The 11,843-nt window shown below is 58.0% G+C and carries 8 protein-coding genes; 2 read left to right on the top strand and 6 right to left on the bottom strand.

The window, feature by feature from the left end; all coding sequences use genetic code 11:
- Positions 1–125: 125 nt before the first annotated feature.
- Together RBR25_RS09125 and RBR25_RS09120 are read right to left on the bottom strand one after the other, a co-directional pair.
- Positions 126–4,058 carry a translocation/assembly module TamB domain-containing protein gene (locus tag RBR25_RS09125; protein WP_432819245.1) on the bottom strand — a complete coding sequence of 1,311 codons (3,933 nt, stop codon included), beginning with the start codon at positions 4,056–4,058 and terminating at the stop codon, positions 126–128.
- Positions 4,052–5,767: an autotransporter assembly complex protein TamA gene (locus RBR25_RS09120; protein WP_432819244.1), complete on the bottom strand. Its 1,716-nt coding sequence runs from the start codon at positions 5,765–5,767 to the stop codon at positions 4,052–4,054. Before RBR25_RS09120 ends, RBR25_RS09125 begins: the two co-directional genes overlap by 7 nt.
- Before the next feature lie 128 nt (positions 5,768–5,895).
- Here RBR25_RS09120 and RBR25_RS09115 point away from each other — a divergent pair, with 128 nt between their 5' ends.
- Positions 5,896–6,837, top strand: a complete 942-nt coding sequence (locus RBR25_RS09115) for a L,D-transpeptidase family protein (protein WP_432819243.1) — start codon at positions 5,896–5,898, stop codon at positions 6,835–6,837.
- 104 nt (positions 6,838–6,941) lie between these two features.
- On the opposite strand, the gene RBR25_RS09110 is transcribed toward RBR25_RS09115, so the two are convergent.
- The 4 genes from RBR25_RS09110 to RBR25_RS09095 all read right to left on the bottom strand — a co-directional run bounded on the left by RBR25_RS09110 (position 6,942) and on the right by RBR25_RS09095 (position 10,757).
- Complete coding sequence (locus tag RBR25_RS09110) at positions 6,942–7,271, bottom strand: hypothetical protein (protein ID WP_432819242.1); 330 nt, start codon at positions 7,269–7,271, stop codon at positions 6,942–6,944.
- Between the two features lie 142 nt (positions 7,272–7,413).
- Entirely contained in the window at positions 7,414–8,154 is a 741-nt protein-coding gene (locus tag RBR25_RS09105; RefSeq protein ID WP_432819241.1) for a succinate dehydrogenase/fumarate reductase iron-sulfur subunit, read from the bottom strand.
- Positions 8,154–10,070: a fumarate reductase/succinate dehydrogenase flavoprotein subunit gene (locus RBR25_RS09100; protein WP_432819240.1), complete on the bottom strand. Its 1,917-nt coding sequence runs from the start codon at positions 10,068–10,070 to the stop codon at positions 8,154–8,156. Before RBR25_RS09100 ends, RBR25_RS09105 begins: the two co-directional genes overlap by 1 nt.
- Before the next feature lie 9 nt (positions 10,071–10,079).
- Positions 10,080–10,757, bottom strand: a complete 678-nt coding sequence (locus tag RBR25_RS09095; RefSeq protein ID WP_432819239.1) for a succinate dehydrogenase cytochrome b subunit — start codon at positions 10,755–10,757, stop codon at positions 10,080–10,082.
- Positions 10,758–11,512: 755 nt separating this feature from the next.
- On the opposite strand from RBR25_RS09095, the gene RBR25_RS09090 reads away from it, so the two are divergent.
- On the top strand, positions 11,513–11,752 hold the full coding sequence (locus tag RBR25_RS09090) for a hypothetical protein (RefSeq protein ID WP_432819238.1): 240 nt from the start codon (positions 11,513–11,515) through the stop codon (positions 11,750–11,752).
- Positions 11,753–11,843 lie beyond the last annotated feature (91 nt).

Genomic DNA, 11,843 nt, shown 5'->3' with positions numbered 1-11,843 from the left:
TCAAAGAGCCATTAAGACCGCTGCGGGGATATCTACGACATTTTGCCGAGGCCTTTCGGCCCGGCAACAACCGAATTGGTTGGCTCATGCCTCAAGCCGCGTGAGCTTTTTTCGCGATTGCATCATCATTCAAACTCGATCAGATAATAGAGGTCGGCGCCGCTCTCGACGCCGACACTCGACTCCAGCTCCCAGCGTTCGAAGAGGCGATAACGCATGCGGAATTCGTTGGTGCTGGTGAACAAGGAATGGCCCAAGCTGACATAGAGCCGGGGGCTCAGGTATTTGCCGATAGTCACCACCGAGGCGGTCACGTCGCCGCTACCCGACTGCACCTCAAGCACATCGATGCCGAGACGCCGCTTGAGGCGATCCTGAAGAACCACCGATTCCCCTTGGGAAAGAAGAACTCCCGCCGCCGTCATGAGCAGATCGGTGTCGCCGCCAACGGCGCCCAAGGACCGCCCCAAAACCATGTAGGAAAGGATATCGGTGTCGGGCATGAGCGGGTCGGAATAGAGCTTCACCACCGGCCGGCGCGGAGTACCGGTAACCCGCACTCCAGCCTTGACCTCCCCGACCGTACGCAGGGCAAGGATATCGAGGGTCGGACGATCGACCGGACCGCCGGCGAAGAGAATATTGCCGCGCTCGACCTTGAGACCGATCCCATAGGCGGAATAAGACCCCTCCTTGATTTCGATCCGTCCCCGGCCGCTGATCTCTTCGAGATTTCGGGCCAGGATTTCCACCTCTCCGCCCAGCCGGGCATCGACCCCGGCCGCCTTGACCAGCACGCGATCCCCGAGAATGACCCGAACCGCACCATCCAACGCCAGGGGCAGTTCAGCCGCCACCTCCTCCGGAGCATCGATCAGCACCACATCGGAACTGGATCTGATCGGCGGCGCGCTTTCGCGACCACGAACCAGAGCGTAAGGCACCAACACCTTGCCGCGCAAACGCAGGCGCTCGGCATCCCCCGCGATTTCCAGTTCGGGGCTGAGGTGCAACTGCAATTCGGGCAGATTGACCGCCTCGACCTTTTCTCCCGAAAGGCTGAAACGGTAGTCGGCAAGCGCCCAGTCGGCAAGACTGATTTTCCCTTGGACCCGCAGGGTGCCTCCCCCCGAGGTACCCCGGGCCTCGTCCAGCTCGATTTCCTCCTTCGCCAGACGCCCGCGCAGGCTGACATCCTTGAGGTTCAGACCGGCAACGGGGAGATAGGCGGCGGCCCCGGAGAGGGAGAAGGTGCCGGCGAGGCGCGGAGCGGCGGGGGGGCCTTCCAGGGTTGCTGCCACTTCCAGCTGCCCGGAGGTTTCCCGCGCCACGCCGGGGAAGAGCGCGGCCAGCAACCCCTTTTCCGCGAGGGAAGCGTTCACCTCCGCCCGCAATGGCGCCTGGGGGTCGATCCGTACCGGCCAGCGGGCGGCCAGTGGCCACTGCAAGCGCCCGCGCAATCGACCATGCCGGTTGAGTTCGAAATCGGCCTCAGCCAAAAGCTCTTCGCCGTGCCAGGAAAAATCCAGTTCGGCCTTGCGCAACTCGGCCCCGACCTGAAGTTCATCCACCTGCCAGCCGAGATGGCCCTTTTCGATCGCCGCCCGGCCGTCCACATAAAGTTCCGTTCCCTGCCGCCAGCCCCCGGCGAAGTTGGCGGCGACCTCACCGTACAGGCTCAGGCCGGGGGGCGGAGACGGAGACAGGCGAGCCAGGGCAAGGTTGTCAAACGTCAGGGAAAAGGTTCCGGCTTCGGGCCAGACTCCGCCGGGAGCGTCGGGGGAGGAAAGGTTCAGGTGCAACTGTCCTAAATCGCCGCCATCGCCGGACAACTCAGCGCGCAAACCATTTCTGTTCCAATCGAGAAGTAACCGCAGATCACTCAGAGTGTAATGCGCGTCCCCCCGGGTCAAATCCCCCGCTACCTTGAGGCGCGCCCCGAGCTTCCCAATCTGCCCCTGCTCCAGACTCAGGCGCAGTTCCCCATCACTTGCGCCGCCAATTTGCCAGTCCTCCACCCAGGGTTGGGCATGAGCCAGTTGCAACCTGCGCCAGCCCAGGAGAAAATCTCCATCCCGGGAAGCGAATTCCAGACGGCCACCCAACTCGATCTCCTCCCCCCGGGCACTGGCTAGCTTCACTTGGGACAATTCGGCATTTCCGACATCGACCCGCAGGGCGGCCGGTTCGCTTATCCGCCAGTCTCCGACCGGGGTAGCCGTGAAGGCCAGTTCCCGCAGAAAACCGTTCCAGGATTCCTCCCGCCAACGCCCTTGCGCCAAAATATGGACTTGCCCTATCTCCCCGGCGACATCCAGAAGCGCGCGGTGTGCTCCCAGGGTTCCAGAGATATCAAGCTCCAGATACTCCAACTCCTGCCCAACCCAGCGCCCGCCGCGACCCCGGAACACGCCGTACAGGTCGTCGGAGCCGGCGTTCTTGCGCGCGGTCAGCTCCAGAGCGGCCAGGGAATCCGTACCATGGGCCAAGTCTGTTGCATGGACCGTCAAATCGCCGGCCAGGGACTTGCCGTCCCAACTCAGCCAACCCCGGCCCCAGGCCGCTCCCGCAAACCCGGGCAGCAAACCCTGTAAGCGGCCGAGATCGACTTCGACATCCAGCCGCTGGGCAAGGTGTCCGTGGGCGCTCAGGGTCAGATCGGCGCCGCGCAGATCGAGGCGGACGATCTCCAGATCCTCGCCGTGCAGCCGCGCGGAGAGATCGCCATTGAGGCTATGGCCATGCAGGGTACTTTCCAGCAAGGCGCCGTCGACATTCAGGCGCAGCGGCTCGTCGGCGGCCTGCGCCAGATCGAAACGCAGATCGAGGCTGACATGTCCCGGTAACTCGGGGGTGAGTCGGGCCAAGTCGAACTGCCGTCCGCGCAGATCGCCATGTAGGGAAAAGCCTTTTCGCCAATCCAGCTCCAGCGTTCCGGCAAGTGTGCCCGCCAACCACTTCCCCTGCAATCCGGAAAGGTCCAGACCGGTGGCATCGCCGCTGAACCCTCCGGCAAGAGTGCTTTCAAGCCAGTCATCGCTGGGATTACGCAGGTCGAAACGACCCCGGTAGCGCTCCCCTTCCCCAGCCGCGGAAATGCGGCCATCCACAAGCAGCGCCAAGCCCGCGAGCTCGCTCAGGTCAACACGGCGCGCGGCGACCTCCGCCTGCCAGGTCAAGGTTTCGTCGAGGGCGAGGGTGCCGTCGAAGGACAAATGGTCGCCGCGACCGGGCAGTTCGATGCGCACCTGATGCATCCTGAGTGTTTCCTGATCAATTGCCAAGGGAACCCGTGCCGACAGCAGCATCTTCCTTTGGCTCCAAGCACGAGCATGAAGCCTTCCCGCCAACCAGGTTCCGTCTTCTTTCCGCAGATCGAACAAAAGCTCCGCCCGGTCGGCGCCAGCTAGCGGCTGCTTCGGCACGACCAGAACCTGTCCGCGCAAGGTCGCAGCGGGCAGATCAAGGGCGAGATTTCCGGAAATACGCCCTTGGGGGAGAACCATCTCCATGCCGGACAGGCCCACCACCCCCGAGCGCCAGGCGAGGGAACCACGCCAGGACGCCAGCTGCCATAGAGTTTCGTTCGGGGTGCGAATGACCAGCCGCTCCAACCGCAGGTCGGGAATTCCCACGGCCACCCGCAGAGGCCAGCCGGTAAGCTCAGGCCATCCGGGGAGGGTCGGCCGCGACGGTTTCCTACCGGTCAATGGGGGCGAATCCTCATCGTCAAGCAGGAATTCGACCCCCACCAGAGAGAGTTCAGCGATCTCCAACCGGCCCCACAACAGTTTTCCCGGACTCCAGTCGAGTACCGCCCGTTCAACGGTCAGAGTCCCGACCGCATCGGGAATATGCAGCCCATCAAGAATCAGTTGATCGCCCAGTCGGCCTGTGACCTTCCCGATTTCCGCCGTCCCGGGAAGCAAGTCCAATATGGTGCGCACCAGCCAGGAACTGCCCGAGGGGGTGCACAGGAGCCAGACCCCCCCGGCAAAGACGGCCAAGGCGAGAGCCAATCCGGCCGACAAAAAAGACCGGACCGGAATCCTTACCATGCGAACCCCACACTCACATGCAGGCGCCAAGAAGGGTTCGACTCGCCGATCTGCCGGGCAAGGTCGATCTTGATCGGTCCCACCGGGGTATAGTAACGGATTCCGAACCCCGCCCCCTGCGCCCAATCGATGTCGGACAGGCTGTTGAAGGCATTTCCGGCATCGTAGAAAGCGGCCGCGCCCCAGTTTGTCAAGAAAGCGCGCTCCAGTTCGAGGCCGACCACTCCCAGGTGCTTACCGCCAATGACGTCGCCGTTGGCGTCCCGGGGGCCCAGGGACTGATAGTCATAGCCGCGGACGCTCTGATCGCCGCCGGCGAAAAAGCGCAGGGAGGTCGGCACATCCTCCAGCGGCTCATCCTGTATCGTCGTCCCTCCCTCGGTGCGGGCAAAGAGAGACCAGCGCCCCGGTAGTTCCAGCAGAATATTGCCGGAAGCCAGAAATTGCAGAAGGCTGACGTCGGAGGCCAGCCAACGGTGAGCACCTCGGACTTCCAGAGCAAAGGAAGAGCCCCGCCGCGGACGGATCGGGTCGGAATACTTCCGGCGGGACAGACGCAAGCCGGGGATGGTCAGCCGGGAACGGCGATCCTGGTCAGCAATCCGGTAGTCCTCCTGCAAAAGACGGAGATAGAACGATCCCAGATATCCCCGCCCCAATCCCCAGACCTGACGGGCTTCGGCAAAAAGGGAATTCGATTCGTAGGTTTCCACATCCTCGGCCTGATAACCGACACTGAATTCAGTCCGACTCTCCAGATGCCCCCGATTAGGCATGACATAGCTCGCCACCAAGGACTGCCGGCGTTCGGCCAGCAACAGATCCGCATCGAACAGATGAGCATGATGAAAGACATTGTTGTCCCGATACCGCAGGGACAAACGCCCCCCGGTATCCGTTCCGAAACCCACCCCCGGGCGGAGGCGGTGCCGCACCCGGGGGGTCAGCTGTACGGAGATGGGCACCCGTTCTTCATCGGCAAGTTCTTCGAGAGGGGTGAGAAGAACATCACGAAAGCGGTCGGAATCGAGAAAGTTGAACTGGGTCTCCCCGAGTTTGTCGTGAGAGAAGAAATCCCCCTCGGCGTAGGCAAGATGCTGTACCAGAAACCATTCGGGGAAATCGGGGGCACCGTGAATGAGCGTTTTACCGAAACGCAAGCGCGGTCCAGTGCCAAGTTCGAGATCGATTTCGGCGCTACGGCGGACGCGGTCGACACGGATAACGTGCCGTGTGAAATCGGCCTGAAGATAGCCGAGATCAAGGGCAGAGGCCTTAAGTTCCCCCTTGGCGCGTTCGTAAAGATCCTGACGCAGAACTTCCCCTTTCCGTAGAGGAAATTGGGAGGCGAGTGTATTTAGTCGTTTTTCCTCGGCACCAGGCCCACTCACCAAGATCCGCCGAGAGGTCACCCGCACCGGCTCCCCGCGTACTACGTTGACCTTCAGCAGCCAGTTATTTTTCCCTTGGTTTTCCAGTTGCGTACTTGATATTGTGGCGAAATATCCAAAAGGCTCAAGGGCCTTGCCGACTTTGCCGGGAACTTGGCCGACAAAGCGCGTCAGCCAATGACGCTCCACCGTACCATCCGGCTTCGCCAGATCAGCCGGCAAGCTCAGGGCGGCTTGGACATTATCGAGAAGCTCGCCGGAGATTCCGGTGATTTCCAGAGCCAGAGGTTCGCTCCAGGCTGTCGTGGAGAAGACCATCAGGCAGCAAAGAATCGAAACAATGCGAAACAGGAAAAGCCTCCATGGAAAGCGCAACCTGAAAACAGCGCGTTTCTCCTGCCGAAATTGACGATTTCAACTTTGAGATGGAAGGATAACACAGCCTTATGCGGAAACCAATTCGCACCCTGACGATCGCAGCCCTGTTGCTGATTGCGGTCGGCGCCCACGGCAAAACACCGGAACCCCTCACACCACACACCTTAAGCTCGCAATGGCGCGGCGAGATTATCGGCGAGCACCGCTATCATACCGTGGCCGATTCCAGGCAAACCCTCATGGAGCTGGCGCGAGATCTGCGACTGGGTTTTGTCAACGTCAAAAACGCCAATCCCGACATCGACCCCTGGCTCCCCACACCGGGGCAGAACGTGCTTTTACCCTACGCCTCAATCCTCCCCGTCGATGCAATGCCCGGGATCACAATCAATCTCGCGGAAATGCGTCTTTACCATGTTTGGAAAAAGGGGGGATACCTCTTGGCTCGGGTCTACCCCCTAGGCATCGGCAGTGAAGGAAACGACAGCCCTACCGGACACTTTTCCATCCTCAACAAAGCGGAAAATCCGACATGGACCGTTCCCGTCTCCATCCGCCACGAACGACCAGGGATGCCGATTTCCGTCCCCCCCGGTCCAGCCAATCCTTTAGGGAAATACTGGATGTCATTCTCCACGGTCGGATACGGTATCCACGGCACCAATAAACCCCTGGGCGTGGGCCGGCGTGTCAGCCATGGCTGCATTCGCTTGTATCCCCAGGATATCCAGGAGCTTTTCCATCGGGTTCCAGTCGGCACCGGGGTTCTGATTATCGATACGCCGGTCAAAGTCGGGCGCAAAGACAATACCCTCTTCCTGGAAGTTCATCTTCCAAACGCCCAAAGACAGGATTTTACCCCCCTGAAAAAGGAGGTCGTTCGCCAAGCCCGGCTTCTCGAATGGGCGGGGCTGCTCAACTGGGACGTTATCGATGAGATTCTCCGCCAGAATCGTGGCATTCCCCAGCCTATCTCCGTCACCGGTCCGACGGCTACGGCAAGTCGCTAAGCAAGCCACCTGCCCGCTTTTTCTTTTTTGCCGTCCCAAAACACATCGGGGACCAAGCTTTTGCTTGGTCCCCGATGTGTTTTGTCCGTCGGATTTTTTCGGGATTACTTACGCAGCCCCATTTCAAAAGCTTTCTCAGCCTTCTGTGCAGCGGCTTCGGCACGCATGGCTGCGGCGTCAGCGCGATTCGCAGCGTTTTCCGCACGGCTAGCGGCATCAGCGGCTTTACCCGCAGAAGCTTCAGCAGCGGAAGCGGCGCCTTCAGCACGAGCGGCGGCAGTTTCAGCAGACTTCGCCGACTGAGCGGCGGTGTTGCTGGAATCAACAGCCTGCTTCAGCAGAGCCTGATCGGCGGGGGACAGTTTCGCGGAGCAACCCGCGAGACAAAGAAACATGGTACCGGCGACAAGGGCTACGATCTGAGTTTTACGCATATGAGCCTCCTTGGAGTGATTTCTGAAAGACTGATTGATTAAAGCAGAATATTTACGGCTGTCAAGCCTCGACCAAACAAAACCCGCAAAAGGGGTGAATCGAAAGATCCACCCCTTTTGCGATTATTATGTTTCATGCAAATTACGGGAGAAGGGACTTAATGTACTCCCGATTGAGCTTGGCAATAAACTTGACGTCAATACCTTTCGGACATGAGGCTTGGCATTCGTAATGATTCGAGCAGTTGCCGAACCCACATTCCTTAGCAGCCTCGGTCATAGCCTTGACACGGGCACGGGCCTCGGCAAGTCCCTGAGGCAGAGCCGCCAGCTGCGCCACCTTGTTACCAGTGAAAAGCATGGCACAGCTGTTCGGGCAACCGGCGACACAGGCACCACAACCGATACATTCAGCCGCATCCATAGCATACTCAGCGGCAACCTTGCTAACCAGAATGGAGTTAGCGTCAGGCACACCGCCGGTATGACAGGAAGTATAGCCACCGGAGTTCTGGATCTTGTCGAGGGCGCTGCGATCCACCACTAGGTCTTTGACGATAGGGAAGGCCTTAGCGCGCCAAGGCTCGATGTAGATACTGTCGCCATCCTTGAATGTGCGCATGTGCAACTGACAGACGGTGGTCCGATCCTGACCGCCATGGGGACGGCCGTTAATGACCTGGGAACACATACCGCAGATCCCTTCACGGCAGTCATGATCGAAGGCAATCGGATCTTTCCCGGTCTTAATCAGTTCTTCGTTCACTTCATCGAGCATTTCCAGGAAAGACTGGTCGGGGCTGACGTTCTTAGCCTCGTATTGCTCCAGCTTGCCCATCTCCTTGGGGCCTTTTTGGCGCCATACGTATAATGTAAGGTTCATTATTTATAACTCCTTACCGCCAGATGTATATTCTCGAATTTCAGGGGTTCCTTGTGCAGTTCGGGCTCCTTGTCGACACCTTTGAACTCCCAGGCCCCAACATAGCAGAAGTTCTCGTCGTCGCGCTTGGCTTCGCCGTCTTCATATTGGTGCTCGACACGGAAATGCCCGCCGCAGGATTCCTCACGATGGAGGGCATCACGGGTCAGCATTTCGGCAAACTCAAGGAAGTCGGCGACACGCCCGGCGTTCTCCACCTGCTGATTGAACTCACCGGCGGTGCCGGTGACCTTGACATTCTTCCAAAACTCCTCGCGCAGAGCGGGGATTTCCTTGAGAGCCTGATTGAGGCTCTGCTTGCTGCGGGCCATGCCGACGTTTTCCCACATGATCTTGCCGAGGGCTCGATGCATCTCAGAAACGGTCTTTTTACCGTTGATCGATAGCAGTTTGTTAATCTGCCCATTAACATCGTCCACCGACTTTTTGAACTCGGGATGATCGTCCTTGACCTGTCCCGGCTTGACCGTCACCAAGTAGTTGGCGATGGTGTAGGGGATAACGAAGTAGCCGTCGGCCAAACCCTGCATGAGTGCCGAGGCACCCAGGCGGTTGGCACCATGCACGGAGAAATTGGCCTCACCGAGTACAAACAGACCGGGAACATTGCTCATGCAATTGTAGTCAACCCACAAACCGCCCATGGCGTAGTGTGGAGCCGGGTAGATGCGCATCGGCTGCTTGTAACCGTTTTCATCGGTGATCTTTTCGTACATTTCGAACAGGTTACCGTAACGGGCGGCAATAGTGCTCTGACCGAGGCGGTTAATCGAATCGGCGAAATCGAGATAAACACCGCGCTTGCCGGGGCCGACGCCGCGATTGTCGTCGCACTGCTCCTTGGCGGCACGAGAAGCGATATCACGAGGAGCCAGGTTGCCGAAAGAAGGATATTTCCGCTCCAGGTAATAGTCGCGATCCTCCTCGGGAATAGCGCTGGCCGGTTTTTCGCAGTCTTCTTTCTTCTTCGGTACCCAACAGCGTCCGTCGTTGCGCAGCGATTCGGACATCAGGGTCAGTTTCGACTGATGCTCGCCATGCTGAGGGATACAGGTCGGATGGATCTGGGTGTAGCAGGGGTTGGCCATGTAGGCGCCTTTTTTAGCGGCTTTCCAGGCGGCGGTGACGGAACAACCCATGGCGTTGGTCGAGAGATAGAAGACGTTAACGTAACCACCAGTGGCCAAAACCACGGCATCCCCCCAATGGGACTCGATCTGGCCAGTGGTCAGATTGCGCACGGTAATGCCGCGAGCGACGCCGTCAACGACGACCAGGTCGAGCATTTCGGTGCGGGGATGCATGGTCACGGTACCGGCCTTAACCTGCCGACAAAGGGCGGAGTAAGCCCCGAGCAGAAGCTGCTGGCCAGTCTGGCCACGGGCGAAGAAGGTACGGGAAACCTGAGCGCCACCGAAGGAACGGTTGTCCAGATAACCGGCGTAATCGCGAGCGAAAGGAACGCCCTGGGCGACACACTGGTCAATAATGTTGTTGGACACCTGAGACAGACGCCAGACGTCAGCCTCACGGGCGCGGAAGTCACCACCCTTGATCGTGTCGTAGAAGAGGCGGTAGATGCTGTCGCCGTCGTTCGGATAGTTCTTGGCGGCATTGATGCCACCCTGAGCCGCGATGGAGTGAGCGCGACGGGCACTGTCCTGGTAGCAGAAAGCATGGACGTTGTAGCCCAACTCACCCAGGGAAGCAGCGCCGGCGCCACCGGCGAGACCGGTGCCGACCATCAGGATTTTGTATTTACGCTTGTTAGCCGGGTTCACCAGCTTCATTTCAAAGCGGTGTTTATCCCACGATTTTTCGATTGGTCCGGTAGGACATTTGCCGTCAAGTATCACGAGTACCCCCTAAATCTTTACGATGCCAAAGATGATGAGAATCGGAATCGAGATGTAGCCAAACAGCAACACCAAGGCAACACCCTTGCTAACCTTCTCAAGAACAGACAAGGAAGGCCCGTTGTTGAGGCCGAAGGTCTGGATGAAGCTCTGGAAGCCATGGCTTACATGCAGGAACAAAAACACCATCGCGGCCACGTAGATCAGAGAAATAAGGAACTTCTGGAAGCTGAGGACAACCATCGAAAAAACATCGGGGCGGCTCATGGCGTCCACCGGCAGATGGCTGGCGGAAATTTCGGGGTTGGTCACATGGATGGTGAAGTGCAAAAGGTGGTAGACGACGAACGCCAGAATCACAAGCCCGCTGACGATCATGGTTTCCGACGCGAAGTTGGCTCGCACCAGTCGTTTGACCGCGTAATTTTCGGGGTTCGCGGCCCGGTTCTCCAGCGTCAACTGGATACCGAAGATGATATGCAAACCGAAAACGGTCAACATGACCAGACGGAAAATCCAGACGAGAGGACCAAGATCATGAAGATGCTTGGCGTAGGCGTTGATCCCATCGGCACCCCAATACACGGAAGAGTTGCCGAGCAGGTGAACGCCAACAAACGAGATCAAGATGAAGCCTGTAACAGCCATCAAGACCTTTCTGCCCACAGTGCTTTGAGTGAATTGCATGATTTTCATCCCTTAGAATGATTTTTAGAGCGAATAAGGAATCAGCATTCCTTGTCCCTGTAGCTACTCATCCGGCACTCTCAGTCATCAGGACCGGGGGAACTCCCACCGTCTCCCCGCGCTTCGACCGAAAAAGCAGGAACCTTTCGAGGGGGGGGTGCGCGCCAGCAAGCCAGAAATTCCATTTCCTCTCTCCTCGCCAATAGTTAGCCCACACATGAACAATCCACAGAGCATGCCGGTCGAACCGGCGAAATCATTCTCTGATATGTATACTGCATACAAGACACCGTATACTAAACATCGTTTGAGGAAAAAAGCAAAAAAAAAATTAACCCGCTCCCTCATGAGAACCGTGGCCAGTCGCTGACGCAGCAAATGCCTCACCAGCGGGAAACAAACTCCTCCGAGAACCCGATGGTTAGACTACACCAATAGTCCCCAAGAGAGAACCACAAAATGCGTATAGGCTCTGCACAAAAGCTTCATACACCCTATCGTAAAGAAAATTCAGTAGCAGTTTAGAAGTCTTGCGACATCACATCAGGTTTCGAACGGACCGGAAGAGCATAAATTATGTATACAAAACGAATACGCCCTCCTCGACGGTAGCGGTCACCGAAGATGAAATCAGACACATTTTACAATCATATCAATCTGTTACAATTTCTAATTGGATCATACAAATTTTGGCACATTCGCTGCTGTTCTACGCAAGAAACTCTGCGGCGCTTTTTTAGGAAAGGAGCGAAAAAATGACGAGGCCCCTCGGCACATGGATCTGCACAATGATTCTGGCTTTCCTCTGTCCGTCCTTGGCCCAAGCCACTCCCGATTCGACGGAAAGCGGATTGGCCGTGATTCTTTTTCTCTGTTTCATCGGGTTGATCATCGTCGGTCAACTTATCCCCGGGATAAAGCTCTTCATCGCAATGGTCAGGGGGATTTTCAAGAAGCACTCCCAAACCGTCAACAACATGCACCATAAAAGATGAACAGTTTCGGGGAAGGAGAATCAACAGGAAGAAGCCGTTTGCCGTTCTTGCTTCTATGTCCCTGCTTGCGCCGACAGCCACGGCATTTGCC

Source organism: Trichloromonas sp., from assembly GCF_034006665.1.
Classification (GTDB): Bacteria; Desulfobacterota; Desulfuromonadia; order Desulfuromonadales; family Trichloromonadaceae; genus Trichloromonas.
Note: the sequence above shows the minus strand (reverse complement) of the source record. Positions and strands in the feature narration are given on the sequence as shown.

Excerpts from the sequence above, each read along its gene's own strand:
- RBR25_RS09095 (WP_432819239.1), bottom strand. The coding sequence starts at position 10,757 with ATGCAATTCACTCAAAGCACTGTGGGCAGAAAGGTCTTGATGGCTGTT.
- RBR25_RS09090 (WP_432819238.1), top strand. The coding sequence starts at position 11,513 with ATGACGAGGCCCCTCGGCACATGGATCTGCACAATGATTCTGGCTTTC.
- RBR25_RS09105 (WP_432819241.1), bottom strand. The coding sequence starts at position 8,154 with ATGAACCTTACATTATACGTATGGCGCCAAAAAGGCCCCAAGGAGATG.
- RBR25_RS09110 (WP_432819242.1), bottom strand. The coding sequence starts at position 7,271 with ATGCGTAAAACTCAGATCGTAGCCCTTGTCGCCGGTACCATGTTTCTT.
- RBR25_RS09120 (WP_432819244.1), bottom strand. The coding sequence starts at position 5,767 with ATGGTCTTCTCCACGACAGCCTGGAGCGAACCTCTGGCTCTGGAAATC.
- RBR25_RS09115 (WP_432819243.1), top strand. The coding sequence starts at position 5,896 with ATGCGGAAACCAATTCGCACCCTGACGATCGCAGCCCTGTTGCTGATT.
- RBR25_RS09125 (WP_432819245.1), bottom strand. The coding sequence starts at position 4,058 with ATGGTAAGGATTCCGGTCCGGTCTTTTTTGTCGGCCGGATTGGCTCTC.